Here is a 26,486-nt window from a genome sequence, read left to right as displayed (position 1 = left end):
TGTTAGAAAAGATGTTCAGTGAAATGTTTTTCTAAAATTTGTAAAGATATCTTTACTTGTATCTGGAAAATATTTATAATTAAAGTAAAGATATCTTTACTTTTGAAGGTGGAGCCTATGGGTGTGAAAAATAAAATTAAAGAATTAAGAAAGCAACATCATATAACACAAGTTGAAATGGCAAAGGCGATGCAAGTGACACGGCAGACAATCGTGGCGATTGAAAACCATCATTACAATCCGAGTCTAGAGTTATCCTTAAAAATCGCCAAATATTTTGGAGTGAAGGTGGAAGAAATATTTACGCTAGAGTAAGGGGAGAGAAAAATGCAGGATGAGTTTGAGAGATTTCAGTCAGATAAAGCGTTTAAATATTTAGGGTTGTTTTTAGCGATTAGTTTAGCCATATGGAGTTTGTACAATTTAATTGTTTACGGAAGTGCTGGTATGCCGTTTGTGTTATTTGTACTAGGGCAGTTTGTTTATTTCTTTGTGAACTATTGGCCGAAATGGAGATATAGAAATAGTAAAGAGGCTGATCGTGTATAAGTATGGCATCGATGAGTATTTTCGCAACAAGGAATAGATAGAAAAAGGGGAACTGGGATGGGATTACCGGTATTATGTGTCGCTACAGTTATATTTGCGCTTCTTTGGGGAATGCAAAATTTTTCTCGTAATCCAGTGCCAAGCATTTGTATTATGATTGGTACTGTAGGTTTATCGTATTATTTATTACTATTAGCTCATTATCATAAAACCGCAACGAGCGTTGTTGTTGGCGCGCTTATTTTATGTTGTGGTCGTGCTGTACACAAGGGGTTATTTCCGTAAAAGCTGTTTATACAAAGAGTATAAACAGCTTTTTGTATTTTTTTTACAAAAGGCTTGAAAGTGACGTAACGTCATCTTTTATAATGAAGGGGAAGAGGTGATGGTAGTGATTTCAATACAACAATTGACGAAAGAAACAGGGGTAACAGTACGTACATTACGTTATTATGATCAAATAGATTTATTAAAGCCGAGCGGGAAAACAGAAGGGGGCCATCGTTTATATAGTGAAGCTGACGTAATACGTCTCCAACAAATTTTATTTTTAAAGGAAATGGGATTTTCACTAAAAGAGTCTGCGAATATGTTAGTAAAAGGTGAGCTTAACTTAAAGGATTCGCTTGAAAAACAACTTCGATTTGTACAGGAAGAACAAAAGAAATTTAATCGAATGGAGCGTGTTCTACAAGCGGTTGTTTATTCAGTAGATGTAGAGGGAGAGCTCGATTGGAAAGTTATGTTTGAATTAATTCAGCTTTCGAAACAGTCTCCTCGTATACGTGAAATATTCCAAAATGAAGTGTTTTCAAAGGAAGAACAAAAATTGCTTCAGAATTTGCCAAATATGAGTGAAGAAGATCCGAATGTTTTAGAATGGGTAGATTTATTAAAGCAATTACGTACTTTTATGAAAGAAGGTAAAGAAGCCGCTAGTGATGAGGTACAAGAAGCAACGAAGAAATTAATGCAGAAGTGTTTAGAGATGGCTAATGGTGACGAAGCGTTTTTAGATAAGTTATGGGAAGTTAGAAAATCGAAAGAAGCTTCACAGAAAATGAGCATGTATCCAATCGAAGAAGAACTTTTACTATATATGGATGAAGCTTGTCGTATTTATGATGAAAAGGAGAAGGATAAATGAGTATGCTCGCAGAATATCGTTGGTATTTTTTAATTGGGGCAGAGATTGTATTTTGGTTATCGGCTATCGGTTTCTTTTTACTCCGTTACGGATTTCGTTTGAAAAAGGCGAGTTTTATTATGGGGATTGTACTACTCATAAATGAAGTGTTTATTTTAACTTTAGGAGTAGTGGATTACTATCAAACAGGAAAGTTCTCTAACTTTCAAATCATTACTGTAATCATTTTATTGTATGCAGTCTTTTACGGGAAAAAGGATTTGAAGAAGCTTGATATATTTGCGCAAAAGCTAGTTGCGAAATGGCGGAATGAGCCGGCGCCTATTATAGAAGGACAGGTAGAATTAACAGGTATGGCTTATGCGAAGCAGGAAATAAAAAATTGGGTATTGCACCTTAGTTTGTTTGTTGTTGTGCATATTTTCTTTTTCTTTCTGTACGGTCTTGCCCCGGTTGAACAATGGCGTAATTGGTTAGAAACGGGAATTGTTTTAAATAAAGCAGCGAGTCGGGTTAGCCAAGTTTGGGCGATTATACTTTTAGTGGATGCAGCTATTTCATTTTCATATGTTCTTTTTCCGAAGAAGGAGAAAGGGAACAAGAAGCTAATTTCGTAGGGGAAATTAGCTTTTTTAGTATACCAACAGTTTGTGTAGGAGAGGCTGACAGTAGGAAAAAGAGTTGATTTTAAATGAAGTGGAATCTTAATCGGTGTGGTGCTTACTGTTTGTTCATGCGTAAGAAGATTTGATAAGGAAGGAGGTGCACTCTCCTTCCTTTTTCTATATATATTGTCGAAAACTTTACCGAATATCTGTTCGTTTTTTTAGGTTTTTTATGAGCATTCGTGGTAAAATAATAATACAGATTTTTATGAGGAGGTCGGATTTTACTTGGAACATCAATTTGAAATTATCTCAGCGTATTCCCCGCAAGGTGATCAGCCGGTAGCTATAGAGAAGCTTGTAAAGGGAATTAATAGTGGAAAGAAAAAGCAAGTGTTGCTTGGGGCGACAGGAACGGGTAAGACATTTACGATTTCAAATGTCATTAAAGAAGTGCAAAAGCCAACACTTGTTATGGCTCACAATAAAACGTTAGCAGGACAGTTATATAGTGAGTTGAAAGACTTTTTCCCGAATAATGCAGTTGAATATTTTGTTAGTTATTATGATTATTATCAACCAGAAGCGTATGTGCCGCAAACAGATACGTTTATTGAAAAAGACGCACAGATTAATGATGAAATTGATAAATTGCGTCACTCGGCAACGTCTGCATTATTTGAACGGGATGATGTAATTATTGTTGCGAGTGTTTCGTGTATATATGGTTTAGGTTCTCCAGAAGAATACCGCGAGTTAGTTGTTTCACTTCGAGTTGGTATGGAAAAGGATCGCAATCAATTGCTTCGTGAACTTGTTGATGTGCAGTATGGACGTAATGATATTGATTTCAAGCGTGGTACATTCCGCGTGCGCGGAGATGTAGTTGAAATCTTCCCGGCATCACTTGACGAGCATTGTATTCGAATTGAGTTTTTTGGTGATGAAATTGACCGTATTCGCGAAGTGAATGCGTTAACAGGGGAAGTATTAGCAGAGCGTGATCATGTAGCAATCTTCCCAGCATCTCACTTCGTTACACGTGAAGAAAAAATGAAGGTCGCTATTGAAAATATCGAAAAAGAATTAGAAGAGCGTTTAAAGGAATTAAATGATAACGGCAAGTTGTTAGAAGCGCAGCGTATAGAGCAGCGTACACGTTATGATTTAGAAATGATGCGCGAGATGGGCTTTTGTTCAGGTATTGAAAACTATTCCCGTCATTTAACACTCCGTCCAGCGGGGGCAACGCCGTATACGTTATTAGACTATTTCCCGAAAGATTTCTTAATCGTTATGGATGAGTCGCACGTATCAGTGCCGCAAGTAAGAGCGATGTATAACGGGGACCAAGCGCGTAAGCAAGTGCTTGTGGATCATGGATTCCGTCTGCCATCAGCTTTAGATAATAGACCGCTCACATTTGATGAGTTTGAAGAGAAAACGAATCAAGTTATTTACGTTTCGGCAACACCAGGACCGTACGAATTAGAGCAGTCGCCAGAAGTAATAGAACAAATTATTCGTCCAACAGGGCTTTTAGATCCGCCAATTGATATACGACCAATTGAAGGGCAGATTGACGATTTATTAGGAGAGATTCAAGATCGCATTGCAAAAAATGAACGTGTATTAATTACAACTTTAACGAAGAAGATGTCAGAGGATTTAACAGACTACTTAAAAGATGTAGGGATTAAGGTGAATTACCTGCATTCTGAGGTGAAAACATTAGAACGTATTGAAATTATTCGGGATCTTCGTCTTGGTAAGTTTGATGTTCTTGTTGGTATTAACTTATTGCGAGAAGGGTTAGATATTCCAGAAGTATCGCTTGTAGCGATATTAGATGCGGATAAGGAAGGGTTCTTACGTTCAGAACGTTCATTAATTCAAACAATTGGCCGTGCAGCACGTAATGAAAACGGCCGCGTTATTATGTACGCAGATCGTATAACGAGATCGATGGGAATTGCGATTGAAGAAACACAGCGTCGTCGTAGTATACAAGAGGCTTACAATAAAGAGCATGGTATTACGCCGAAAACGATTCAAAAAGGTGTGCGTGATGTAATTCGTGCAACGACAGCTGCTGAAGAAACAGAAACGTATGAAGCAACGCCAGCTAAGAAGATGACGAAAAAAGAGCGTGAAAAGACAATTGCGAAGATGGAAGCAGAAATGAAAGAAGCAGCAAAAGCGTTAGATTTCGAGCGTGCAGCTGAATTAAGAGATTTACTATTAGAATTAAAAGCGGAAGGGTGAAAAGAGTGAGTAAGAGCAAGGATTTTATTGTTGTAAAAGGTGCTAGAGCACATAACTTAAAAAATATTGATGTAACCATTCCGAGAAATCAGCTTGTCGTTGTAACAGGATTGTCTGGTTCGGGGAAATCATCATTAGCATTTGATACAATTTATGCAGAAGGGCAGCGCAGATACGTAGAATCGTTATCTGCGTATGCACGCCAGTTTTTAGGACAAATGGATAAACCGGATGTAGATACGATTGAAGGATTGTCACCAGCAATTTCAATCGATCAAAAAACGACGAGTCGTAATCCGCGTTCAACTGTTGGAACGGTAACGGAGATCTATGATTATTTACGTTTATTATTTGCGCGAATTGGTACGCCAATTTGTCCAAATCATGGCATTGAAATTACATCACAAACAGTAGAGCAGATGGTAGACCGCGTCCTTGAATATCCTGAACGTACGAAATTACAAGTGTTAGCTCCTATCGTTTCTGGCCGTAAAGGTGCACATGTGAAAGTGCTTGAAGATATTAAGAAGCAAGGATATGTTCGTGTACGTGTTGATGGTGAAATGCTTGATGTGTCTGAAGATATTGCGTTAGATAAAAATAAGAAGCATTCCATTGAAGTTGTAATAGACCGTATTGTTGTAAAAGAAGGAATCGCAAGCCGTCTTGCGGATTCACTTGAAAGTGCATTAAAGCTTGGCGGGGGACGAGTGTTAATCGATGTTATGGGAGAAGAGGAACTTCTATTTAGTGAGCATCATGCTTGTCCGCATTGTGGTTTTTCAATCGGAGAATTAGAGCCGCGTATGTTCTCATTCAATAGTCCGTTCGGTGCATGTCCTTCTTGTGATGGACTTGGCTCAAAGCTAGAGGTAGATTTAGAACTTGTTATTCCGAACTGGGATTTATCATTAAATGAACATGCGATTGCGCCTTGGGAACCGACAAGTTCACAATATTACCCACAGCTTTTACAATCTGTATGTAATCACTACGGCATTGATATGGATGTGCCTGTGAAAGATATACCGAAAGATTTATTTGATAAAGTGTTGTACGGAAGCGGTGAAGAGAAAGTTTATTTCCGCTATGTAAATGAATTTGGTCAAGTAAAGGAAAATGAGATTTTATTTGAAGGTGTTATTCCAAATATTGAACGTCGTTATCGCGAAACGAGTTCTGATTACATTCGTGAGCAAATGGAAAAGTATATGGCAGAACAAGCTTGTCCGAAGTGTAAAGGTGGACGTTTAAAACCTGAGAGTTTAGCTGTTTTCGTTGGTGGAAAAACGATTGCTGATGTAACGAAATATTCTGTTCAAGAAGTACAGGAATTCTTCTCAAGTGTGGAGCTAACAGAGAAACAACAAAAAATTGCTCATTTAATTTTAAGAGAAATTCAGGAGCGCGTTGGGTTCTTAGTGAACGTTGGTTTAGATTATTTAACGTTAAGTCGTGCCGCAGGAACTTTATCAGGTGGTGAGGCGCAACGTATTCGTTTAGCAACGCAAATTGGTTCTCGTCTTACTGGCGTACTTTACATTCTTGATGAGCCTTCTATCGGTTTGCATCAGCGCGATAACGATCGTCTGATTCGTACATTGCAAGAAATGCGTGATTTAGGTAATACGTTAATTGTTGTTGAGCATGATGAAGATACGATGATGGCAGCTGATTATTTACTTGATATCGGGCCTGGCGCAGGTATTCACGGTGGACAAGTCGTATCAGCAGGTACACCAGCTGAAGTGATGCAAGATGAGAATTCGCTAACAGGGAAGTATTTAAGCGGTAAAGAGTTTATTCCAGTTCCACTTGAAAGACGTAAAGGTGACGGACGAAAAGTGGAAATTGTCGGTGCAAAGGAGAATAACTTAAAGAACGCGAAAATGTCATTCCCGCTTGGTACGTTTGTAGCGGTAACGGGTGTATCTGGTTCTGGTAAAAGTACGATGATTAATGAAGTACTATATAAATCGTTAGCGCAAAAGTTATATAAAGCGAAAGCGAAGCCAGGTACGCATAAAGAGATTAAAGGTCTTGAGCATTTAGATAAAGTAATCGATATAGATCAATCGCCAATCGGTCGTACACCACGTTCTAACCCTGCGACTTATACAGGTGTGTTCGATGATATTCGTGATGTGTTTGCTCAAACGAATGAAGCGAAAGTGCGCGGATATCAAAAAGGACGTTTCAGCTTTAACGTAAAAGGTGGACGTTGTGAAGCGTGCCGTGGTGATGGAATTATTAAAATCGAAATGCACTTCTTACCAGACGTATACGTTCCGTGTGAAGTTTGTCACGGTAAACGTTACAACCGTGAAACGTTAGAAGTGAAATATAAAGATAAAAACATTTCTGAAGTGTTAGGGATGACGATTGAAGACGGGGTAGAGTTCTTCGCTAATATCCCAAAAATTAAGCGTAAACTTCAAACGCTTGTAGATGTAGGGCTTGGTTATATGAAATTAGGACAACCAGCTACGACGTTATCTGGTGGTGAAGCACAGCGTGTGAAATTAGCTTCTGAATTACACCGTCGTTCTACAGGTCGTACATTATACATTTTAGATGAGCCAACGACTGGTTTACATGCGCATGATATCGCACGTCTGCTAGAAGTGTTGCAACGTCTTGTTGAGAGCGGTGAGACGGTACTTGTAATTGAACATAATTTAGATGTAATTAAAACAGCGGATTATATCGTTGACCTTGGACCAGAGGGCGGAGACAAAGGTGGACAAATCGTTGCTTCCGGAACGCCAGAGCAAGTAGTGAAAGAAGAGCGCTCGTATACAGGTAAGTATTTAAAAGAGATTTTAAATCGTGATAAAGCAAGAATGAAAGAGAGAATAAAAGAAGTAGAGCTATCTCAATAAGGGTATTACGAAAAACCGAGTGGGAATGACACTCGGTTTTTCGTTCATAGGGGGAGAAGATGGGGTTTTTAGATGTGTTGCGAAAGAGAAATATGAAGGTAAGAGAGTTTCAAAAGTGGGGTGTATATTTTCGAAAACGCTGGGAGGATCATTTTGCAAACCATTTAAGTGATGAAGAAAAAGAGGGCATTTTCCTTTATGGAGATAAGTATGCATGTGGATATCTTTGGCACATATTTAGTTATGAGAAAAAGAAGTGTTTAGAGGGGAAAGAAGCGGAAAACGCGTTTCATAATGAAGTGAAAAAGGAGTGCTACATCTTCTATCAACACTGTGATGATGTACTACTAATAAAAGATGCAAGTTTATTAATTATGGATGATATATTACGTGAAACAGATGATATGTATAAAGGCGATATTTACATTGTAGATAAAGATTTCACTTGGACTTTTGTGAAAACGCATGAGCATAGATGGTGTGGGCCTTATTTCGCAAAGAAGTGTTAGTAGGTATACAAGCATGAAGAGTAGAATAAGTTGATATAAGTGTTTGCTGATACTTGCGTTTATTATCTATTAGCGTATGATGAAAGATATATGTTTAAAAGGATGTGTAAGAAAATGAGATGGATTGTATCACTTCTTGTAAATAGTGTTGTGTTAATCGCTGTATCGGGACTTTTAAAAGGGATTGCACCAGACGCGTTTTACGTAGCAAATATACAAACTGCAATTATTGCGAGTATTATTTTGGCTGTTTTAAATGTGTTTGTAAAACCGTTTTTAATTTTAATTACGCTACCAATTACTGTTGTAACTTTCGGGTTCTTCTTAATTGTTATTAATGCAATTACGTTAAAGATAGCAGATTCATTATTAGGGGATGCATTTAATATATCAGGTTTCGGTGTAGCGATTGTTGCGGCAATTTGTATATCAATTTTTAATATGATTATTGAAAAGGCAATTGTGGAGCCTTTATATGAAAAAAAGAGAAAATGACAAAAAGAAAAACATTTCATGATATGTATGAAATGTTTTTTTCTATTTATTAGAAACCGTATTTCTTGTTTCCAGAAAAAAATGGTACAATATCCGGTAGAATGGAATTTTACATCAAATGAGACTGAACCCGCAGCGGAGTGGAGGTTTATACATATGCCGAAAGTAAGGACAAAAGATTTAATTGAACAATTTCAATTGGAGTTAATAAGTGGTGAAGAAGGAATTCATCGTCCGATTGATACAAGTGATTTATCACGACCTGGTATTGAAATGGCAGGATTTTTTACATATTATCCAGCTGATCGCGTGCAGCTTCTTGGAAAGACGGAGCTTACGTTCTTTGACACGTTAACGTCAGAGCAAAAACAAGAGAGAATGAAAGCGCTTTGTACTGAGGAGACGCCATGTATTATTGTAACTCGTAATCAAGATGTACCAGATGAGTTGCTGCAAGCATCGCGTGAATCAGGCATGCCTTTATTACGCTCTTCTCAAACGACAACGAGATTATCAAGTCGTTTAACAAATTATTTAGAAGGTAAGTTAGCACCAACAACAGCTGTACACGGTGTGTTAGTTGATATTTACGGCGTTGGTGTTTTAATTACAGGACAAAGTGGTGTCGGTAAAAGTGAGACAGCTCTTGAGCTTGTAAAACGTGGTCATCGCCTTGTTGCGGATGATAGTGTAGAAATTCGCCAAGAAGATGAAGACATGTTAGTTGGAAGCTCGCCAGATTTAATTGAGCATTTATTAGAAATTCGTGGTCTAGGCATTATTAACGTTATGACGTTATTCGGTGCAGGGGCAGTGCGAAATTATAAGCGTATTACACTTGTTATTAATCTTGAAATTTGGGATCAAAAGAAAAATTATGATCGCTTAGGTCTTGATGAAGAGAAGATGAAGATTATTGATACAGAACTTACGAAGATTACACTTCCAGTTCGTCCTGGTCGAAACTTAGCTGTTATTATTGAAGTGGCAGCGATGAACTTCCGTTTAAAACGTATGGGAGTCAATGCAGCACAGCAGTTCTCAGAACGATTAATGAGTGCGATTGAGTTAGGAAATCAGGAGTAAACATTGGAGAGGGAGGTCATACATATGCTGTTAGGTTCTGTACCACAGCTTGACCGCGTAGCTATCCAACTTGGACCGTTTCCTGTTTATTGGTACGGGATTATTATCGGTACAGGTGTGCTATTAGGTCTTTGGCTAGCAACTCGCGAAGGAGAAAGGCTAGGTATTCCAAAAGATACATTTGTTGACCTTGTATTAATTGCAGTACCGATCGCTATTCTATTTGCGAGAATGTACTATGTTATTTTTGAATGGGAATATTACGCGCAAAACCCGAGTCAAATTATTAATATTCGTCAAGGTGGTTTGGCGATTCATGGTGGCTTAATCGGGGCTGTTATTACAGGGATTCTTTTTGCGAAACGCCGCGGGGTTTCATTCTGGAAGTTGGCTGATATTGCTGCACCAAGTATTTTACTAGGACAAGCAATTGGCCGATGGGGAAACTTTATGAACCAAGAGGCACATGGTGATGAAGTAACGAGGCAGTTTTTAGAAGGCCTTCATTTACCGGATTTCATTATTAATCAAATGTATATTGATGGTGTTTACTACCACCCAACGTTTTTATACGAATCATTATGGAATTTTGCGGGGGTAATTCTATTACTTGCATTACGAAAAGTGAATTTACGCCGCGGAGAATTATTCTTCACATATTTAATTTGGTATTCAGTAGGGCGCTTCTTCGTAGAAGGGTTACGTACAGATAGTTTAATGCTAGGACCACTTCGTATTGCACAAGTAATGTCAATTGGACTTGTTGTTATTTCTATTATTTTCATTATTGTGAGACGAAAAATGGGGCAAGCTGATAAAAGATATTTAGAAAATTAGAGAAAAGTAGCATCTTATTATAAGATGCTGCTTCTTTCATATTCAGGAAAGAGAAAGGAATAAGGCAATGAGAATAAATACAGTGTTATTTGATTTAGATGGAACGTTAATTAATACAAACGAACTTATTATTTCTTCTTTTTTACATACTTTACATACATATTATCCAAATCAATATAAGCGTGAAGATGTATTGCCATTTATCGGTCCATCTTTACATGATACTTTCAGCAAGATTGATGAAAGTAAGGTTGAAGAGTTAATTACGAGTTATCGTCAATTTAACCATGATCATCATGATGAATTAGTAGAAGAATATGAAACTGTATATGAAACAGTTCAAGAGTTAAAGAAACAAGGCTATAAGGTTGGTATTGTTACAACGAAAGCGAGACAAACCGTTGAAATGGGATTAAAGTTCTCAAAGCTTGATGAGTTCTTTGATGTTGTTGTGACGATTGATGATGTCGAGCATGTGAAACCACATCCAGAGCCACTTCAAAAAGCGCTTCAGTTATTAGATGCGAAACCGGAAGAAGCATTGATGGTTGGGGATAACCATCATGATATTGTTGGCGGACAAAATGCCGGTACGAAAACAGCTGCAGTTTCATGGACATTGAAAGGTAGAGCGTATTTAGAGGCTTATAAGCCAGACTTTATGCTAGATAAAATGAGTGATTTATTGCCGATTTTGTCCGACATGAATCGTTCGTAAAGATAAGTAGAGGAGCGAGTGAAGTGCGACGGACAACGCGCTATCCTGTTTCAGGAGAGAATTCATTATGGAATGTGTATAAAACAGTGTCTTTTTGGAAGGTAATGAAAAACTTTATGGTTATCCAAATTGCACGTTATACACCTTTTTTATCGGTCAAGAATTGGTTGTACCGCACATTTTTGCGGATGAAAGTAGGAAAGAAAACATCGTTTGCGCTTATGGTAATGCCGGACATTATGTTCCCGGAAAAGATAACTGTGGGAGAAAATTCGATTATAGGCTATAATACAACGCTTTTAGCACATGAATATTTAATTCGTGAATATCGACTTGGAGAGATCATTATAGGAAATGAAGTGATGATTGGAGCGAATACAACGATATTACCAGGTGTGAAAATTGGAGATGGCGCGATTGTTTCAGCTGGCACACTTGTTCATAGGGATGTTCCAAGTGGTGCTTTCGTAGGTGGAAATCCAATGCGTGTTATTTATACGAAAGAAGAAATGGATGCTAGAGAAGGTTGATACTAAAAATGTAACATTTCTCTTCTTTTTTAATGAATAAAAAGGAAATAATTGAGTATAATATACTGTTTTGTTTTTTACGGAATCGTTTATACTTATAGATAGAAGAATGTGTGAACGAAGAAAACAAAAAACTGGAGGATATATGGGGAAAAATCAAAGAATATATAAGGAGAACGGACAAGTTATCTCTTTTAATCAATTAGCGGACTTCTTTTATAAAAAAGGGATGAGGGCTTACAAAGGACAAAAATTGCAAGATGCAATTAAATATTTTCGAAGAGCGGCACAAAGTGAGAAGGAGCCGTTTATTTTATGTCAATTAGCAACAGTATTATCTGAGGCTGGTGAATATCAAGAGTCGAATCAAACCTTCTTTAAGCTTGTTAGGTCTAATCCAGAACTTGAACAGTGTTATTATTTTATTGCAAATAATTATGCATATATGGGGCTATTTCAGCAGGCGAAGAAGTATGCGGATCGCTATTTAGAAGTTGCAGAAGAGAAGGAATTTGTTGAAGATACATTAGAATTACTTGAAATTATGGAAGAAGAAGCGATGGGTGCGGAAGAGATTGAGGATGAAGATGATTTAATTGTTATGCAGGAAGAAGCCAATCGTTATATTCGTAACGGACAATTGGAAGAAGCAATTGCTACATTAGAAATTGTTACGAAAGATTATCCGGAATTTTGGTCGGGGCATAATAATTTAGCCATTGCGCATTTTCAATCTGGTAATGTAGATAAGGCACTGAAGTTAACGGAAATGATTTTAGAGAAAAATCCAGGTAATATACATGCGCTTTGTAATACGCTTATTTTTCTATATTCAATTGGAGAGCATAAACAAGTAGAGGCGTTAGCTGCTCAGTTAGTTTCGGTATATCCGATTTCGTTTGAACATCGTTTGAAACTTGGGACGACACTTGCAACAATTGGTCATTTCGAGCCTGCATATAAATGGTTCAAATTATTAAAGCGTCAAGGATACGAGGGAGACGTTAGTTTTTATTATTGGTTTGCATATTCTGCGTATATGGTAAAAGATCAGCAAGTAGCTGAAAAAATGTGGCAACATGTTGTAGAATTGCACCCTGATAAAAAGGGAAAAGAACCGTGGAATGCATTGAATTTAGCGGATGAAGGACAAAACGTGTTATTTGAAGAATTACGAAAATCATTTCAGCAAAGTGCGACGCTAGAGGAACAAATGCTAGCTTTATACTTAATGAATGAATTATCAACGCCAGAGAAGGTTGGATTCTTCTTTGATGTAACGCAGGCGAAGAATGGTGTTCCGATCGTATCGCAACTTGCAAAGTATTTCTTTTTACTGAATAGCCATAAGAGTATTCCAGCTGATTTACAGCAATTTGAACAGTGCGCGCGAATCGCGGATGCTTTATACAATTATACGAAAAAAGATGATGAATTAATCGAAGAGTGTTTACAATTTTGGTTTTGTACGTTCATACGTTTATATACATCTGGGGCAGTTTTTACAAATGTATACGGCTGGTCAGCTGCGGTTGAATATATCGTACGCAGTGAACAAGGAAATAAGATGACACAGTCGGAGCTCGGAGATGTGTATAATGTATCTGTAGCGACTGTTCGAAAGTATGTGCAAGCTGTTAAGCGTACGCACACATAGATAAGCAAATCATTGGGAAAAAAATGATGCGAACAGTATAATGAGGGTAACTTAATTGTGTAGGAATGGATAGGAGTGAATAGTGTGTCGGAAGAAAAAATTTATGATGTCATTATTATTGGTGCAGGACCAGCTGGTATGACAGCTGCAGTATATACATCTCGTGCGAATTTAAGCACATTAATGCTTGAGCGTGGTATTCCAGGCGGGCAAATGGCAAATACAGAAGATGTAGAAAACTACCCGGGTTATGAGTCTATTTTAGGACCAGACTTATCAAATAAAATGTTCGAGCATGCGAAGAAATTTGGTGCTGAATATGCATACGGTGATGTGAAAGAAGTCATCGATGGTAAAGAATACAAAACAATTGTTGCTGGTAAAAAAGAATATAAAGCACGTGCAATTATCGTTGCAAGTGGTGCAGAGTATAAAAAAATTGGTGTACCAGGTGAAACAGAACTTGGCGGCCGCGGTGTATCATATTGTGCGGTATGTGATGGCGCATTCTTTAAAGGTAAAGAACTTGTAGTTATTGGCGGCGGAGATTCTGCTGTTGAAGAGGGTGTGTTCTTAACACGCTTCGCATCAAAAGTAACGATCGTTCACCGTCGTGACACGCTTCGTGCACAGAAAATTTTACAAGATCGTGCTTTCCAAAACGAAAAAGTAGACTTCATTTGGAACCACACGATAAAAGAAATTAACGAAGCAAATGGTAAAGTAGGAAGTGTAACACTTGTAGATGTAAACAGTGGAGAAGAGAAAGAAGTCAAAACTGACGGCGTATTCGTATACATCGGTATGTTACCACTATCAAAACCATTTGTTGAACTAGGTATTACAAATGAAAATGGTTACCTTGAAACAAACGAGCGTATGGAAACGAAAGTTCCTGGTATTTTCGCAGCAGGTGATGTTCGTGAAAAAATGCTACGTCAAATTGTAACTGCAACAGGTGATGGTAGTATTGCAGCACAAAGTGCACAACATTACGTAGAAGAATTATTAGAAGAACTAAAAACTGTATCAGAAAAATAAGGGATAATATACCTTTTGAGAAGAAAGCTACCGATAGGAGCTTTCTTCTTTTTTTGTGTGAAAATGTCAAAGTTTTGTCAAAAAATATTGGGATTATAAGCTTTCTTATTGATATACTGGACTTTACGGAAAAAATCACTATAAGAAATGAGGAATTTATTCAGTATGGAATGGCGTAATATATATCGTGGATTTTGTATGGGCGTTAGTGATTTAATTCCTGGTGTGAGCGGCGGTACAATCGCTGTTGTGTTAGGGATTTATGAACAATTGCTTGCGGCAATTAGCGGATTCTTTAGTCGTGAATGGAAAAAACATTTAGGATTTTTAATTCCACTTGCAGCTGGTGTGGCAGCAGCGTTTTTAACGTTAAGTCATGTTATTAAATATTTACTTGCAAATCATTATGAACCGACTCAATTTTTCTTCCTCGGTTTAATTATTAGTATATTACCGATGTTAATGAGAGAAGCTGATGCAAAGTCATCGTTTAAAGGTAAGCACATTGTTTTATTAATAGTTGCAGCAATTCTTGTTGCGATTACAGCTTTCTTTAAACCAGATAAGACAGCAGACCCAATTACGACGTTAACAATTTTAAATGCAATTGGTTTATTTTTCGCAGGATGGATGGCTAGTATGGCTATGTTGCTTCCTGGAATTAGCGGATCATTTATTTTGTTAATTATTGGTGTGTATCCGACAGCAATTAATGCTTTAACTACACTCAACGTACCTTTAATCGCAGTTATTGGTGCTGGTGTTATGGTAGGGTTCGTTGTAAGTAGTAAAGGAATTAGTTTCTTATTAGATCGATATAAAAGTATGACATTTGCGGCAATCATTGGACTAGTTATCGGTTCAATTGTAATTGTGTTCCCTGGTATTCCAACTGGAGGATTTTCAATTATAAGTTCAATTATTACCTTTATTTTAGGATTTGCGATTGTTACTTATTTCGGTAAGAAATAAAGGTTTTAATCCCCTTGGCGATAAAAATCGTTAAGGGGATTTTTCATGCTATTCATGGAGAGTCCAGGCATTTACATTGCTTGTTATAGAAAGCTTTCTTAAAATTGTTGAGTAGCGTATGCTTAGCGAAAGGAGACTGGCTCCTTCGTTGTAGCAAACTGTTTTTGATAGTATAATGAAATGAGTATGCAGTGAGGAATTTGCTGCAAGTAGCTGAGGTGAAGAAACATGCAAAGAGTGACAAACTGTGTGTTAATTAGAGATAATGAAGTACTCTTACTCCAAAAACCTCGCCGGAATTGGTGGGTTGCACCAGGCGGGAAAATGGAGCGTGGTGAGACCGTAAGAGATTCCGTTGTTCGCGAGTATCGTGAAGAAACAGGTATTTATTTAAAGAACCCAGCGTTAAAGGGGGTCTTCACCTTTGTCATCCAAGAAGGTGATAAAGTTGTTTCTGAATGGATGATGTTCTCCTTTTTAGCGACAGATTTTGCAGGAGAAAACAAACTAGAGAGCGAAGAAGGCATCATTGGTTGGCATACATTTGATAAAATTGATGATTTAGCAATGGCACCAGGAGATTATCACATTATTGATTATTTAATTAAAGGAAATGGCATAATCTACGGTACATTTGTATATACCCCAGATTTTGAGTTGCTTTCATATCGATTAGATCCGAGTTAAACCGTCAAGGAGAGGATACGATGACAGAGAATAATGATATAAAAATGGTAATTATTACAGGAATGTCTGGAGCTGGAAAGACAGTAGCTTTACAAAGTTTTGAAGATTTAGGATATTTCTGTGTGGATAATTTACCACCGATGTTATTGCCGAAGTTTATTGAGCTTATGGCGGATTCAAAAGGAAAAATGAATAAAGTAGCACTTGGTATTGATTTACGTGGCCGAGAGTTTTTCGAACATTTATGGGAAGCGCTTGATGATTTATCAGAACGTACATGGATTATTCCTCATATTTTATTCTTAGATGCGAAAGATAGCACGCTTGTAACTCGTTATAAAGAAACGAGACGCTCGCATCCACTTGCACCAACTGGTCTGCCGTTAAAGGGAATCGAAGCAGAGCGTAATTTATTAACAGATATGAAGGCACGCGCTAATATTGTGCTTGATACATCTGATTTAAAACCGAAAGAATTACGTGAAAAAATTGTTCACCTATTTTCAACTGAAACTGAGCAAGCATTTCGTGTAAATGTTATGTCATTTGGATTTAAGTACGGTATTCCAATTGATGCAGATTTAGTATTTGATGTTCGTTTTTTACCAAATCCATATTACATTCCACATATGAAGCCATTAACAGGACTAGATGAAGAAGTTTCATCGTATGTGCTGAAATTTAATGAGACGCATAAGTTTTTAGAGAAATTGACTGATCTTATCACTTTCATGTTGCCTCATTATAAAAGAGAAGGCAAGAGTCAACTTGTAATTGCAATTGGATGTACAGGTGGACAGCATCGTTCTGTTACGCTTACAGAATACCTTGGGAAACATTTGAAACCAGAGTATAGCGTTCATGTATCTCATCGTGATGTGGAGAAGAGAAAGGGTCATTAAGGGATGAAAAAAGAGAGAAAACCTAAAATTGTTATCATGGGAGGCGGAACGGGACTTTCTGTTTTATTACGAGGATTAAAACAATATCCGGTTGATATTACAGCAGTTGTTACAATCGCTGATGATGGTGGCAGTTCAGGTAGATTACGTGATGAGCTAGAAATTCCACCCCCAGGTGACATTCGTAACGTACTTGTTGCGTTATCAGATGTAGAGCCACTGGTGGAAGCTTTATTTCAGCATCGTTTCACAACGGGAGATGGGCTGAAAGGTCATGCGTTAGGAAATTTATTATTGGCAGGTATGACCTCGATTACAGGAGACTTCTTCCATGCTATTACAGAAACGAGTAAAGTTTTAAATGTTAGAGGACGTGTATTACCAGCAGCGAATCAAAGTGCAGTACTACATGCGGAACTAGAAGATGGAGAAATTGTAACAGGTGAATCAAAGATTCCTTATTTCGGAAAGAAAATTAACCGTGTCTTTTTAACTCCAGAAGATGTAGAGCCGTTACATGAAACGTTGACTGAAATTAAACGAGCTGATTTACTTGTTTTCGGTCCAGGAAGTTTGTATACGAGTATATTACCGAATTTAGTTGTTAACAAAATTGGGGACGCTGTTCTTGCTGCAAAAGCGAAGAAGGTATATGTGTGTAATGTTATGACGCAAGCTGGTGAAACGATGGGATATACTGCGTTTGACCATGTGCAGGCGTTACATGATCATTTAGGTGAACCATTTATCGATACTGCAATTGTAAATAACCGTGATATTCCTTGTGAATTACGTCAGTTATATGAGGAAGAAATGTCGGCGCCAGTTGTAGTAGATGAAGAGCGTTTTACTGAAAATAATATTAATGTGATTCAAGATCAATTAGCGAAGTATGATGACCGTGTTGTAAGACACGATACATTAAAACTAGCTTCTATTTTATATTCACTGTTGTAGATGTGCGTTGCCTCGTTTGAGGTAACGCTCCTCATTTCATATAGGACAAGATTTTTGTTCCACAATAATCGTATAAGGAGGTGTTGGCTGTGTCATTTGCATCAGAAACAAAGAAAGAGTTGACGAATCTGGAGATGAAGGAATGCTGTGAGAAAGCAGAATTATCAGCTTTACTTCGAATGAACGGATCGCTTTCTTTTTCAAATCGTCGTCTATCAATCGATATTCAAACGGAAAATGCGGCAATTGCAAGAAGGATTTATACGCTTTTGAAAAAAGGATATGACGTGACGGTAGAATTACTTGTTCGTAAAAAAATGCGATTGAAGAAAAACAATGTATATATCGTAAGGCTTGTTGAGAAGTCGCGCGAAATATTAGCTGATCTTCATATCGTTCGAGATGACTTTTCATTTATTCGAAATATATCACAAGAATTAATTGAGAAGAAATGTTGTAAACGATCGTATTTACGCGGTGCATTTTTAGCAGGTGGTTCAGTAAATAACCCAGAAACATCATCTTATCATTTAGAGATCTTTTCGTTATATAAGGAACATAATGATGCTATATGTGAACTGATGAACGGATTTGATTTAAATAGTAAGACGTTGGAAAGAAGAAAAGGGTACATTACGTATTTGAAAGAAGCAGAAAAGATTACAGAGTTTTTAAATATTATAGGTGCTCATAATGCACTTTTAAGATTTGAAGATATTCGAATCGTACGTGATATGCGTAATTCTGTAAATCGTTTAGTGAACTGCGAAACAGCTAATTTAAATAAAACAATTGGTGCAGCGCTAAGGCAGATTGAAAATATCCGCTATATTGATGAGACGGTTGGTCTTGATATATTGCCGGATAAACTACGAGAAATTGCACAATTAAGAAGAGATTATCAAGATGTAACATTGAAAGAGTTAGGTGAGATGGTATCCGGGGGGAAAATTAGTAAATCGGGTATTAATCATCGTTTGCGTAAAATCGATGATATTGCAGAGAAATTACGCGCGGGGGAAACGGTAGCAAAAAAATAAGAGGTTAAAGGGGAAATGGAGCTGTGGTTCAAAAAAGAGTTCAGGTTTCATTAAAAAACGGTTTACAAGCACGTCCGGCTGCGTTGTTTGTACAAGAGGCCAATCGCTTTCATGCAGATATCTTCATCGAGAAAGATGGGAAGACAGTAAATGCAAAGAGCATAATGGGGATTATGAGCTTAGCAATTGGAACTGGTAGCATGATAACAATTACAACAGAAGGTTCAGATGCAGAAGAGGCTTTAGAGGCGTTAGCTGCATATGTACAATAAGAAGCTATCGCGCATGTGCGATAGCTTTTTTGTTGTTTGGGGCTTGTTGGTGGGGGTATGTGGGGTGTGCGTACTTGTCGAGAATTGTCGTTAAGTCGATAAGTTGTGTCGAAACGTCGATATATTAAAATAATCGCCGATATAATTGGAGTTACGGTCGATATATTTGAAAAATCGCCGATATATTTCGGCTGATACTAGGTGGGGTATACGGGCGAAGAACAGCATATAAAAAAAGCGCCCTGTTATAGGGCGCTTCCGCTTTAAATTTATCCAGCTCCAGCGGCTAGAATCTCCGGTTGTTTCGCTTTTACATTCGAGGCAAAAAGCGCCTCGGATGTAAAAGCTCCAACACCCTGCGATTCTGAACGAGCCGCTTCCGCTTTTAGTTATTAACGATTTGTAAAGATCTTATCGATTAAACCGTATTCTAAAGCTTTTTCTGCTGTCATGAAGTTGTCGCGGTCTGTGTCGCGTTGTAGTACTTCAAGTGGTTGACCTGTGCGGTCAGCAAGAATTTGGTTTAGTTTTTCACGTAAGAATAGGATACGTTTAGCAGCGATTTCGATTTCAGTCGCTTGACCTTGTGCTCCACCAAGTGGTTGGTGAATCATTACTTCACTGTTTGGAAGTGCATAACGTTTTCCTTTTTCACCTGCTGCAAGTAAGAATGCACCCATAGATGCAGCCATACCGATACAGATTGTTGATACTTGCGGTTTAATAAACTGCATTGTATCGTAAATTGCCATACCTGCTGTGATAGAACCACCAGGGCTGTTGATGTAGATGTGAATATCTTTTTCTGGATCTTGAGATTCCAAGAATAAAAGCTGGGAAACGATTGAGTTAGCTACGTTGTCATCAATTGCGCTACCAAGCATAATGATGCGGTCTTTTAATAGTCGAGAGTAAATATCGTAAGCGCGTTCTCCACGATTTGTTTGTTCAATTACTGTAGGAATTAAATTCATCTGTTATTTCCTCCTTATAAAGCTTTCTTAGTCTTATAATACAATTATGGTCAATAAAGGTCAAACGAAACCACTTTAAATCAAAAAAATATGTAGTTGTACCATGAAATATTCGCTATGTTTTTGAAATTCCCTGCTTATGTATCTTCAACATCATAACCGAATTACATAAATTTAAACGTTATAAAAACTGTAGAAAAAAAGAAAAGAACGCCTTTTGACTGAAGCGTTCTTTCGATATTTATTCTTTTAAAAGATAGGTTACTTTATTTAAAATCTTTTCGATTTGTTTCGCGTTTTTACTATACATTTCGCTTGCTGATTTCGACTTTGTTTCTAGGGAAAATAGTTCGAGATCGGCATGACATTTTTTTAATGATGCTAATAATAAAGGTTTGTTTTGAGGAGAAGGCATTTGTAGTTTGTCATTATAAATGTCGATAGTCAGTTGTCCGTATGAATCAACTTGACCGAGAAAGACATTTTCGATAACAACACCGAGCTTTTCTAGTTCAGCATGTAGCCAAGCGCGGTTATGTCCACTTGCGGATAGCGGTTCATCTAAGACATTGCCATCCATAATAACAGTTTGTGGTTCTTTTTCGTTCGGCACTTTTAAACCGATGTCTTTTGCTGTGAGTGGTTGGCGATCTTTCTTTAATAATACATTTAATTCTCCGCTCGGTTCTAATACAGCAAATTCAACATCAGCTACGCTGAAAGCATCTTTTCCACGGAGAAGTTCCAGTAATTCGTCACTTGTATATTTTTCTTTCTTTAAGTTATCTTCGAGTATCTTTCCATCTTTTATTAATACGGTAGATTTCCCTTCAAAGAAGTCCCGAGCTGTTTTGTTCTTTAAAGAAAGGATTCCTGTTAAAAAAGGTACCACAGCGAAAATGAGTATCGCAAAGACGCCGTGAAAAAATTTTGAATCGAGCCCTGTAGATACTTGGGCAGCGATGTCACCGATTGTCATTCCGGCAATGTATTCAAAAAAGGAGAGCTGAGAGATTTGTCTTTTCCCTAACCATTTCGTAATAGCGAATAAAATAATTAATATGAATACAGAGCGAAGAATGACAAGTGTCCATTCCGGCAGGTGAGACATAGTCATTTCCTCCAGTCTACTTAAAACCCTTTATATTGAGGTTCTTCACGTTCTAATACTGAAACTCTATTTTGTAAATCAGCGATGATGCTGTCCATTTCTAACATACATTCATGAAATACACGTTTTGATTCTGCGTCCTGTGAATGTAGTGAAAGGGAGCTTAAACTTGCTTGAGCGCCCCTTACACTAGCAAGGCAGGTTTTGACGCTAGCGATAACTGTCATACGAACACCTTATCCTTTCGGTTTGAATAGCAATGCTCCGATGAAGCCGAAAATAATAGCTGCGGATACACCGGCGCTTGTTACTTTAAACATGCCGGTAATAACGCCAACGATGCCATGTTTTGCAGCTTCTTCCATTGCGCCGTGAACGAGGGCATTACCAAAGCTTGTAATAGGTACGGTTGCCCCAGCTCCAGCGAAGTCAATTAATGGTTCATACAAATTGAATCCATCTAATATAGCTCCAGCAACAACGAGTGTTGCCATTGTATGAGCGGGTGTTAGCTTGCCGACATCAAACATAAGTTGGCCGATTACACATATGAGTCCGCCAATGACGAAAGCCCAGAAAAAAATCATTGCGTTGCACCTCCGAATTCAATTGAAACGGCGTGAGCGATGCACGGAATCGTTTCTTCTTGTTGGAATGTAAGTGGAGATAGTAAAGCGCCTGTCGCAACGACAAGTATTTTTTTGAACTCTCCTCTTTTCATTCGGTTTAATAAATGACCGTACACGACTGTTGCGGAACATCCTGGTCCACTAGCACCAGCTATGACAGGTTGCCCTTCTCTATAAATGAGTAGCCCGCAATCTTGAAACTGTTCGCTCGTTACTTTCGTTCCGTGTTTATGTAGTAAGTCATAAGCAATTTCACGTCCTACATGCCCGAGGTCACCGGTTACGATTAAATCGTAGTAAGAGGCATCAATTTGGCGTTCGCGTAAGTGGGCCTCAATTGTATCGACGGCGGCTGGAGCCATTGCGCCTCCCATATTAAACGGATCTGTTAATCCCATATCAACCACTTTTCCGATTGTTGCGGATGTTACCCTAGGGCCGTGTCCAGTATCACTTAAAATAGCGGCCCCTGCTCCAGTTACTGTCCACTGCGCGGTAGGTGGCTTTTGTCCACCATATTCGGTAGGGTAGCGGAACTGTTTTTCTACAGCAGTGTTATGACTTGATGCCCCGGTTAATAAATATTTTGCGCCTTTTGCATTTACGATACTCGCTCCAAGTGCTAAACCTTCCATAGAAGTAGAACAAGCACCGAATAGTCCGAGATAAGGAGTGCCCAGTGTACGGCAAGCAAAGCTTGTAGGGGTAATTTGATTAATTAAATCTCCTGCGAGTACAAATTGAATATCATCTTTACGAAGTTCTGCTTTTTCAGTGGCGCGGCTACAAGCTTCTTCGAACAAAATTTTATGTGCTTTTTCATAGGAATCTTGTCCGAGCCATAAATCTTCATGAAGGATATCGAAGTCTTCTGGGATTTTCCCTTTTGCTTCAAACGGTCCGCCAACGACTCCAGTTGAAATGATAACTGGTTTGTTTTCAAATACCCACGTTCGGTGTCCTTGTAACATTTATAGCCCTCCCCATTGAACGAGAATCGTTTTAATAAGTGCGATGACGAAAGCTGAAAATACACCAAATAAAATAACGGATCCGGCTAATTTGAACATGTTACCGCCAACGCCAAGGACAAACCCTTCCGTCCGGTGTTCGATACATGCGGCGACAACAGAGTTACCAAATCCAGTGACAGGTACAGCTGTCCCAGCACCTGCAAATTGACCGAGACGATCATATACGCCGAACCCAGTTAGTAACATCGAGATGAAAATAAGAGTTGCTACTGTTGGATTCCCTGCTGATCGTTCAGTGAAATCGAAATACGTAATATAAAAAGTAGAAATGAGTTGCCCAATTAGGCAAATGAAACCACCAACGAAAAAGGCTTTTATACAGTTTTTTAAGACAGGACGCTTCGGTTCGCGTTCTTGCTCGAATTTTTTATATTCCTGTTGCACAGGGGTTAAGTTTTTATCTTTACTAGACATTGCAAACCTTCCTTTTCTTTTAAAAAGCGTTAAGTGTTAGACTCCATTTTTTTACCAATGAATTTTAATTGTTTATTAATTTCATCTTTAGATACTTTCTTTTCCTTAATTTTTCTTTCAAGCTTTTCAAGTAACATAAAGATTTTTTTATCTGTACTTACACGAACATCGAAAGTGGGGTGCTCATCACTTAGCTGCTTTTGAAGCTTCTTACGGAGAGGTTTTAATCCAAATCTTTCGTGATGCTCAGGTGTAACTGCTATGTAGAGATCTAAATTTGAATTTACTGCTGTACTTTTTATAATTTCATCCATAGCGAGAGCTCTTTTCTTGGCTCCTTGTGATATAGATTGATTAAAGGATTCCATACTCGTTTTTGTTAACTTTGGACCTTTCTCTTTCTCCGTTCGTTTTGCTTCTTCTTTCACTTTTTTATCTAAAGGACTATTATCACATCCGGTAAAAGAGCTAAATAGAAGGGCAAATAATACGGTTATGAGTCCGAGTTTTTGCATACTTATCATTCCATTTCTATTGCAATATGTAATGTGATAGAAAAAGGATGACTGCATATCATCCTTTTTCTATTTCACAGCAAGACTGATTCGTTATTGCTGTGAGTATTGTGGTTCTTCTTGTTGGACTTCTTCAACACGTGGGTTTAAAGAATCGATAATTGTTTGTGTTTGCTGCGCAGCTGTTTGGAAAAGTTGCTTAGCTTGTTGGTTATCCGTATCAAGAGCGAATCCCTCTAAGCTAGCTTGTGCACTTTTTAATCCAGAAACAGTTTGCTTTAATTTCGTAATTACAGTCATTGAATGAAGCCCCCTTTGGAATATCAATTCAAAGGTTATAATTTGTGAGTTAGGGTGAATTTATGATTGGGAATTTTAGGGATGAAGCATCTGAGCATTACAATTTTGTAATGAACATGTAAGGAAAAGCGATAGTGACAAAAACTTTTTTCTCCTAGAATAAAGAAGGTAAAACAAGTTAAAAGCATATTGTAAGGAGAGAAAAATGAAGAAATTATTATTAGGTTTAATTGGAATTTTTATATTAGTTATTGGTGTGGCAAGTGTTTCTTATAATGAGATAACAGATAGATACAATCCGCTTGTGAAAGAGGACTTTGTATATGTAAAAGCGAAAGAATCTGGCCGACTATCTAAAATTGGAGAGGTAGCTGGGGATTATAAACTAATGGGTTATTATGCTTCAGGTGAAGAGAGAGATGTTAAGTTTTATGCACCTCGTGGACTTAGAGAGGGAGCGTATGTAAAGGTTAAAACAAAAGGTGAATATATTGAAACATATCAAGAAGTACAGCCGAATGAAATTCCAAAAGAGATTAAAGAGAAACTAGATAAATAAGACCGTTAAGAATTGCCTCCTAAATATAGAAATTAGGGGGCTTTTTTATGCAAAAAATAGCGTATATATAACGTGCAATCAAAGAGTTTTTATTGATTTAAATGGTTTTTATTGCTATTATTATGAAGAGAAAATGAAGTGTTTTCTATAATCATGCGCCCATAGCTCAGTCGGATAGAGCGGTGGTTTCCGGTACCACGTCTGCCGGGGGTTCGAATCCCTCTGGGCGCGTCAAAAAGTCCTAACTTACGTTTTGTAGGTTAGGGCTTTTTTTATTACCCTCTTGTTATATCTAGTTATAAGATTTACTATTAGTATGTGGTAATAATTTGTTGTGCTATTATTTTCTTTCAATATTATTCAAATTTCGGTTTTAAGTTGTAAATCTCATTAATACATATAAATTAATAATATTTTGGAATGGGTGTCTGTGATAGCATTCTCCTTTTACCAAACTTATTGTACAATAGAAACAAGGGGGAGATTAGTTTGAAGGCAAGTCTTTTACAAGAACAAAGCTTACGTTTGGCAATGACACAAGAGTTAAGGCAAGCGATTACAATGCTCCAGTATAATGTACAAGAATTATCGGAGTTTTTGTATGAGCAATCGTTAGAGAATCCCCTTATTGAGTTAGGTGGTTTTGAGAGGGAGAAGAAAAAGAGCTCTAACAACAGTAAAAGTACCAGCAAACAAGTCGAGAATCAGATGGAAATCTACAGTGTGGATTCTACAACGATTCAGCAACATTTATTAAATCAAATACAGTATTATAAAATAGAGGAAGAAGAGCGAAAAGTAGCTTCTTTCATTATTATGAACATGGATGGAAATGGGTATTTACAAGAAACGAACGAGGAGTTAGCAAATCTTCTTTCCGCACCGCTTCATGTAGTCGACCGCTCTGTAGAGCTTGTCCAATCACTCGAGCCAGCAGGGGTAGGGGCGCGTAATATTCAGGAATGTCTAACTTTGCAATTGAAGCGCTTACAAAGGCGGAATGGATTAGCAGAAGAGGTTGTGGAAGATCACTTCGCTTATTTCGTAAAGAAAGATTGGCGAAAGCTCGTTCAAGTGTTGAAGTGTAGTAATGAGGAATTACAGAGTGCTGTAAATTGTATAACGTCATTACAACCAAAACCAGGTCTTGCGTTTTCTTCTGATAAACCACTTTATATTGTGCCTGATATGGCGGTGAAAAAAGACGGTGATCGTCTCGTTTTACAAATGAATGAGAGAAATATGCCGAGAATTGAAATTCATTCTGAATATAGTGCGCTTCTTAATAATAGTGAAAGTGAAGTAGCATCTTACGTTTCAGAAAAGTATCAGCATGTACAGTGGATTATGCGTAGTTTGAAACAAAGAAAACAAACGCTTTTGCAAGTGATGACCATTATTATGGAAAAACAACGTGATTTCTTCTGGAAAGGTCCGGAGTATTTAAAGCCACTTGCTTTAAAAGAAGTAGCAGAAGAGCTAAGCGTCCATGAATCGACAATTAGTCGTGCAACGCGAAATAAATATGTGCAAACACCACACGGTTTATTTGAGATGAAATCGTTCTTTAGTAATGCCGTTTCGACTACTGAAGATGAAGCAGTTTCTACAAAGCGTGTAAAACAATTTATTCAAACGCTTGTTGAGGCGGAGAATAAGAAAAAGCCACTTTCAGACCAAAAGATTTCAAAATTGTTAGAAGAAGAGCATGAAATCGTTATTTCTCGAAGAACAGTGGCGAAGTATAGGGAGCAAATGCACATCCCAGCGTCGTCATTACGAAAAACGATCGGATAGGT

General features: G+C 37.8%; 31 protein-coding genes and 1 tRNA gene. 24 read left to right on the top strand and 8 right to left on the bottom strand.

All coding sequences use genetic code 11. The annotated features are described in order from the left end of the window. Positions 1-117 precede the first annotated feature (117 nt). The 21 genes from ACTFRS_RS21790 to ACTFRS_RS21690 all read left to right on the top strand — a co-directional run bounded on the left by ACTFRS_RS21790 (position 118) and on the right by ACTFRS_RS21690 (position 19,151). Positions 118-315: a helix-turn-helix transcriptional regulator gene (locus ACTFRS_RS21790; RefSeq protein WP_000538359.1), complete on the top strand. Its 198-nt coding sequence runs from the start codon at positions 118-120 to the stop codon at positions 313-315. A 12-nt stretch (positions 316-327) separates the two neighbouring features. Further along, positions 328-549 (top strand): hypothetical protein, encoded by a 222-nt coding sequence (locus ACTFRS_RS21785; RefSeq protein ID WP_001150192.1) that lies wholly within the window; start codon positions 328-330, stop codon positions 547-549. Between the two features lie 57 nt (positions 550-606). Further along, on the top strand, positions 607-834 hold the full coding sequence (locus ACTFRS_RS21780; RefSeq protein ID WP_048553074.1) for a hypothetical protein: 228 nt from the start codon (positions 607-609) through the stop codon (positions 832-834). 100 nt (positions 835-934) lie between these two features. After that, on the top strand, positions 935-1,696 hold the full coding sequence (locus ACTFRS_RS21775; protein WP_139868353.1) for a MerR family transcriptional regulator: 762 nt from the start codon (positions 935-937) through the stop codon (positions 1,694-1,696). Continuing rightward, a complete protein-coding gene (locus ACTFRS_RS21770; protein ID WP_440025038.1) occupies positions 1,693-2,313 on the top strand; it encodes a hypothetical protein in 621 nt (206 codons plus the stop codon). The genes ACTFRS_RS21775 and ACTFRS_RS21770 overlap by 4 nt, the downstream gene beginning before the upstream one ends. A 276-nt stretch (positions 2,314-2,589) precedes the next feature. Beyond that, positions 2,590-4,566 carry an excinuclease ABC subunit B gene (gene uvrB / locus ACTFRS_RS21765; protein WP_431085091.1) on the top strand — a complete coding sequence of 659 codons (1,977 nt, stop codon included), beginning with the start codon at positions 2,590-2,592 and terminating at the stop codon, positions 4,564-4,566. A gap of 5 nt (positions 4,567-4,571) precedes the next feature. Beyond that, a complete protein-coding gene (gene uvrA / locus ACTFRS_RS21760) occupies positions 4,572-7,448 on the top strand; it encodes an excinuclease ABC subunit UvrA (protein ID WP_139868349.1) in 2,877 nt (958 codons plus the stop codon). Positions 7,449-7,507: 59 nt separating this feature from the next. After that, positions 7,508-7,957 carry a DUF4275 family protein gene (locus ACTFRS_RS21755; protein ID WP_431085092.1) on the top strand — a complete coding sequence of 150 codons (450 nt, stop codon included), beginning with the start codon at positions 7,508-7,510 and terminating at the stop codon, positions 7,955-7,957. Positions 7,958-8,071: 114 nt separating this feature from the next. After that, positions 8,072-8,452 carry a phage holin family protein gene (locus ACTFRS_RS21750; protein ID WP_001267308.1) on the top strand — a complete coding sequence of 127 codons (381 nt, stop codon included), beginning with the start codon at positions 8,072-8,074 and terminating at the stop codon, positions 8,450-8,452. Between the two features lie 156 nt (positions 8,453-8,608). Beyond that, a complete protein-coding gene (gene hprK / locus ACTFRS_RS21745) occupies positions 8,609-9,538 on the top strand; it encodes an HPr(Ser) kinase/phosphatase (protein ID WP_001127250.1) in 930 nt (309 codons plus the stop codon). A gap of 24 nt (positions 9,539-9,562) precedes the next feature. Continuing rightward, positions 9,563-10,375, top strand: coding sequence for a prolipoprotein diacylglyceryl transferase (lgt, locus tag ACTFRS_RS21740; RefSeq protein ID WP_000924232.1), 813 nt, complete (start codon positions 9,563-9,565; stop codon positions 10,373-10,375). A gap of 67 nt (positions 10,376-10,442) precedes the next feature. Next, a complete protein-coding gene (gene ppaX / locus ACTFRS_RS21735) occupies positions 10,443-11,093 on the top strand; it encodes a pyrophosphatase PpaX (protein ID WP_016718904.1) in 651 nt (216 codons plus the stop codon). A 23-nt stretch (positions 11,094-11,116) separates the two neighbouring features. Then, complete coding sequence (locus ACTFRS_RS21730) at positions 11,117-11,623, top strand: acyltransferase (RefSeq protein ID WP_016718903.1); 507 nt, start codon at positions 11,117-11,119, stop codon at positions 11,621-11,623. Between the two features lie 145 nt (positions 11,624-11,768). Further along, complete coding sequence (locus ACTFRS_RS21725; protein WP_016718902.1) at positions 11,769-13,280, top strand: tetratricopeptide repeat protein; 1,512 nt, start codon at positions 11,769-11,771, stop codon at positions 13,278-13,280. Positions 13,281-13,364: 84 nt separating this feature from the next. Continuing rightward, on the top strand, positions 13,365-14,321 hold the full coding sequence (gene trxB / locus ACTFRS_RS21720) for a thioredoxin-disulfide reductase (RefSeq protein ID WP_139868343.1): 957 nt from the start codon (positions 13,365-13,367) through the stop codon (positions 14,319-14,321). A gap of 165 nt (positions 14,322-14,486) precedes the next feature. Beyond that, entirely contained in the window at positions 14,487-15,293 is an 807-nt protein-coding gene (locus ACTFRS_RS21715) for a DUF368 domain-containing protein (protein ID WP_139868341.1), read from the top strand. Positions 15,294-15,521: 228 nt separating this feature from the next. Beyond that, on the top strand, positions 15,522-15,980 hold the full coding sequence (locus tag ACTFRS_RS21710; protein WP_001190080.1) for an NUDIX hydrolase: 459 nt from the start codon (positions 15,522-15,524) through the stop codon (positions 15,978-15,980). Positions 15,981-16,000: 20 nt separating this feature from the next. Next, complete coding sequence (rapZ, locus tag ACTFRS_RS21705) at positions 16,001-16,882, top strand: RNase adapter RapZ (protein ID WP_000138457.1); 882 nt, start codon at positions 16,001-16,003, stop codon at positions 16,880-16,882. A gap of 3 nt (positions 16,883-16,885) precedes the next feature. Next, the gene (locus tag ACTFRS_RS21700; protein WP_000712175.1) at positions 16,886-17,839 is read left to right on the top strand and encodes a gluconeogenesis factor YvcK family protein; all 954 of its coding nucleotides are present in this window, start codon (positions 16,886-16,888) and stop codon (positions 17,837-17,839) included. Positions 17,840-17,928: 89 nt separating this feature from the next. Further along, positions 17,929-18,879, top strand: coding sequence for a DNA-binding protein WhiA (gene whiA, locus ACTFRS_RS21695; RefSeq protein WP_000006561.1), 951 nt, complete (start codon positions 17,929-17,931; stop codon positions 18,877-18,879). A 23-nt stretch (positions 18,880-18,902) separates the two neighbouring features. Then, a complete protein-coding gene (locus ACTFRS_RS21690; RefSeq protein ID WP_000250307.1) occupies positions 18,903-19,151 on the top strand; it encodes an HPr family phosphocarrier protein in 249 nt (82 codons plus the stop codon). A gap of 392 nt (positions 19,152-19,543) precedes the next feature. Here ACTFRS_RS21690 and clpP read toward each other — a convergent pair whose 3' ends face one another. From clpP to ACTFRS_RS21650, 8 genes are all read right to left on the bottom strand, one after another. Beyond that, entirely contained in the window at positions 19,544-20,125 is a 582-nt protein-coding gene (gene clpP, locus ACTFRS_RS21685) for an ATP-dependent Clp endopeptidase proteolytic subunit ClpP (RefSeq protein WP_001049162.1), read from the bottom strand. Positions 20,126-20,366: 241 nt separating this feature from the next. Then, complete coding sequence (locus ACTFRS_RS21680; RefSeq protein ID WP_000018910.1) at positions 20,367-21,236, bottom strand: DUF421 domain-containing protein; 870 nt, start codon at positions 21,234-21,236, stop codon at positions 20,367-20,369. Positions 21,237-21,256: 20 nt separating this feature from the next. Beyond that, positions 21,257-21,463 (bottom strand): DUF1657 domain-containing protein, encoded by a 207-nt coding sequence (locus tag ACTFRS_RS21675; protein ID WP_000215900.1) that lies wholly within the window; start codon positions 21,461-21,463, stop codon positions 21,257-21,259. A gap of 9 nt (positions 21,464-21,472) precedes the next feature. Next, positions 21,473-21,823 carry a stage V sporulation protein AE gene (gene spoVAE, locus ACTFRS_RS21670; RefSeq protein ID WP_000575919.1) on the bottom strand — a complete coding sequence of 117 codons (351 nt, stop codon included), beginning with the start codon at positions 21,821-21,823 and terminating at the stop codon, positions 21,473-21,475. Beyond that, complete coding sequence (spoVAD, locus tag ACTFRS_RS21665; protein WP_000938952.1) at positions 21,820-22,836, bottom strand: stage V sporulation protein AD; 1,017 nt, start codon at positions 22,834-22,836, stop codon at positions 21,820-21,822. Before spoVAD ends, spoVAE begins: the two co-directional genes overlap by 4 nt. Then, positions 22,837-23,313 (bottom strand): stage V sporulation protein AC, encoded by a 477-nt coding sequence (spoVAC, locus tag ACTFRS_RS21660; protein WP_000095407.1) that lies wholly within the window; start codon positions 23,311-23,313, stop codon positions 22,837-22,839. 29 nt (positions 23,314-23,342) lie between these two features. Next, entirely contained in the window at positions 23,343-23,828 is a 486-nt protein-coding gene (locus ACTFRS_RS21655; protein ID WP_139868339.1) for a YhcN/YlaJ family sporulation lipoprotein, read from the bottom strand. Positions 23,829-23,921: 93 nt separating this feature from the next. Further along, positions 23,922-24,128 carry a DUF1657 domain-containing protein gene (locus ACTFRS_RS21650; RefSeq protein WP_000216166.1) on the bottom strand — a complete coding sequence of 69 codons (207 nt, stop codon included), beginning with the start codon at positions 24,126-24,128 and terminating at the stop codon, positions 23,922-23,924. A gap of 205 nt (positions 24,129-24,333) precedes the next feature. Here ACTFRS_RS21650 and ACTFRS_RS21645 point away from each other — a divergent pair, with 205 nt between their 5' ends. From ACTFRS_RS21645 to rpoN, 3 genes are all read left to right on the top strand, one after another. Further along, a complete protein-coding gene (locus ACTFRS_RS21645; protein WP_440025043.1) occupies positions 24,334-24,687 on the top strand; it encodes a YxeA family protein in 354 nt (117 codons plus the stop codon). A gap of 155 nt (positions 24,688-24,842) precedes the next feature. Beyond that, a tRNA-Arg gene (locus ACTFRS_RS21640) sits at positions 24,843-24,918 on the top strand. 258 nt (positions 24,919-25,176) lie between these two features. Further along, positions 25,177-26,484 (top strand): RNA polymerase factor sigma-54, encoded by a 1,308-nt coding sequence (rpoN, locus tag ACTFRS_RS21635; protein WP_000647971.1) that lies wholly within the window; start codon positions 25,177-25,179, stop codon positions 26,482-26,484. Positions 26,485-26,486: the final 2 nt, after the last annotated feature.

Origin of the sequence: Bacillus cereus group sp. MYBK139-1, from assembly GCF_051916915.1 — a bacterium.
Lineage (GTDB): Bacteria > Bacillota > Bacilli > Bacillales > Bacillaceae_G > Bacillus_A > Bacillus_A pacificus.
The sequence above is the reverse complement of the archived record's forward strand: the minus strand, read 5'-3'. Positions and strand labels throughout refer to the sequence as shown.

What these genes read in the sequence shown, in the direction of transcription:
- ACTFRS_RS21725 (WP_016718902.1), top strand. Translation starts at nt 11,769, where the DNA reads ATGGGGAAAAATCAAAGAATATATAAGGAGAACGGACAAGTTATCTCT.
- ppaX (WP_016718904.1), top strand. Translation starts at nt 10,443, where the DNA reads ATGAGAATAAATACAGTGTTATTTGATTTAGATGGAACGTTAATTAAT.
- ACTFRS_RS21785 (WP_001150192.1), top strand. Translation starts at nt 328, where the DNA reads ATGCAGGATGAGTTTGAGAGATTTCAGTCAGATAAAGCGTTTAAATAT.
- ACTFRS_RS21775 (WP_139868353.1), top strand. Translation starts at nt 935, where the DNA reads ATGGTAGTGATTTCAATACAACAATTGACGAAAGAAACAGGGGTAACA.
- spoVAD (WP_000938952.1), bottom strand. Translation starts at nt 22,836, where the DNA reads ATGTTACAAGGACACCGAACGTGGGTATTTGAAAACAAACCAGTTATC.
- ACTFRS_RS21750 (WP_001267308.1), top strand. Translation starts at nt 8,072, where the DNA reads ATGAGATGGATTGTATCACTTCTTGTAAATAGTGTTGTGTTAATCGCT.
- ACTFRS_RS21780 (WP_048553074.1), top strand. Translation starts at nt 607, where the DNA reads ATGGGATTACCGGTATTATGTGTCGCTACAGTTATATTTGCGCTTCTT.
- rapZ (WP_000138457.1), top strand. Translation starts at nt 16,001, where the DNA reads ATGACAGAGAATAATGATATAAAAATGGTAATTATTACAGGAATGTCT.
- ACTFRS_RS21715 (WP_139868341.1), top strand. Translation starts at nt 14,487, where the DNA reads ATGGAATGGCGTAATATATATCGTGGATTTTGTATGGGCGTTAGTGAT.
- ACTFRS_RS21680 (WP_000018910.1), bottom strand. Translation starts at nt 21,236, where the DNA reads ATGTCTCACCTGCCGGAATGGACACTTGTCATTCTTCGCTCTGTATTC.
- hprK (WP_001127250.1), top strand. Translation starts at nt 8,609, where the DNA reads ATGCCGAAAGTAAGGACAAAAGATTTAATTGAACAATTTCAATTGGAG.
- ACTFRS_RS21655 (WP_139868339.1), bottom strand. Translation starts at nt 23,828, where the DNA reads ATGCAAAAACTCGGACTCATAACCGTATTATTTGCCCTTCTATTTAGC.
- clpP (WP_001049162.1), bottom strand. Translation starts at nt 20,125, where the DNA reads ATGAATTTAATTCCTACAGTAATTGAACAAACAAATCGTGGAGAACGC.
- ACTFRS_RS21770 (WP_440025038.1), top strand. Translation starts at nt 1,693, where the DNA reads ATGAGTATGCTCGCAGAATATCGTTGGTATTTTTTAATTGGGGCAGAG.
- ACTFRS_RS21790 (WP_000538359.1), top strand. Translation starts at nt 118, where the DNA reads ATGGGTGTGAAAAATAAAATTAAAGAATTAAGAAAGCAACATCATATA.
- ACTFRS_RS21650 (WP_000216166.1), bottom strand. Translation starts at nt 24,128, where the DNA reads ATGACTGTAATTACGAAATTAAAGCAAACTGTTTCTGGATTAAAAAGT.
- spoVAC (WP_000095407.1), bottom strand. Translation starts at nt 23,313, where the DNA reads ATGTCTAGTAAAGATAAAAACTTAACCCCTGTGCAACAGGAATATAAA.
- lgt (WP_000924232.1), top strand. Translation starts at nt 9,563, where the DNA reads ATGCTGTTAGGTTCTGTACCACAGCTTGACCGCGTAGCTATCCAACTT.
- ACTFRS_RS21675 (WP_000215900.1), bottom strand. Translation starts at nt 21,463, where the DNA reads ATGACAGTTATCGCTAGCGTCAAAACCTGCCTTGCTAGTGTAAGGGGC.
- spoVAE (WP_000575919.1), bottom strand. Translation starts at nt 21,823, where the DNA reads ATGATTTTTTTCTGGGCTTTCGTCATTGGCGGACTCATATGTGTAATC.
- ACTFRS_RS21710 (WP_001190080.1), top strand. Translation starts at nt 15,522, where the DNA reads ATGCAAAGAGTGACAAACTGTGTGTTAATTAGAGATAATGAAGTACTC.
- ACTFRS_RS21700 (WP_000712175.1), top strand. Translation starts at nt 16,886, where the DNA reads ATGAAAAAAGAGAGAAAACCTAAAATTGTTATCATGGGAGGCGGAACG.
- ACTFRS_RS21755 (WP_431085092.1), top strand. Translation starts at nt 7,508, where the DNA reads ATGGGGTTTTTAGATGTGTTGCGAAAGAGAAATATGAAGGTAAGAGAG.
- ACTFRS_RS21645 (WP_440025043.1), top strand. Translation starts at nt 24,334, where the DNA reads ATGAAGAAATTATTATTAGGTTTAATTGGAATTTTTATATTAGTTATT.